A 515-nucleotide genomic window follows, 5' to 3' on the forward strand; every position below is an offset into this window, starting at 1 on the left:
GCCGAGGGCCGCGGCGACCTGGGCCTGGACGAGGTCGGCATCGCCTTCGCCGCCCGCTTCGTCGCCTTGGTCACCGGGCGGCCGCCGGACCGGGCCGGGCCGGCGGCGCGCGACCGCCGCCGGGCGGTGGAGGCGGCGCTGTGGATCGATGCCCATGCCGACCAGCCGGTCGACCTGGACGGCGCGGCCCGCACCGTCGGCCTGAGCCCGTTCCATTTCCTGCGCATCTTCGCCCGCAGCCTGGGGGTCACGCCGCACCAGTACCTGGTCCGCGCCCGGCTGCGCCGCGCCGCCCGCCTGCTGGCGGAGGACGCGCGGTCCGTCACCGACATCGCCTATGATGTCGGCTTCGGCGACCTGTCGAACTTCGTGCGCAGCTTCCACCGCGCCGCCGGCGTCTCACCCCAGCGGTTTCGAAAAGCGGCGAGGGGCGAGCGCGGGATCCTGCTGGAGAGGCTGGCGCCGGCTGGGACCGGATAGATTGCTTCGCCTCAGATCCTCTCCCCTCCCGCAAA

The 515-nt window shown here is 74.4% G+C and carries 1 protein-coding gene; it reads left to right on the plus strand.

The window, feature by feature from the left end:
- On the plus strand, nt 1-480 hold a 480-nt coding region (locus P409_RS35730; RefSeq protein ID WP_034849957.1), incomplete at its 5' end, for a helix-turn-helix domain-containing protein.
- Nucleotides 481-515: the final 35 nt, after the last annotated feature.

Source organism: Inquilinus limosus MP06 (assembly GCF_000767795.1).
Lineage (GTDB): Bacteria > Pseudomonadota > Alphaproteobacteria > DSM-16000 > Inquilinaceae > Inquilinus > Inquilinus limosus_E.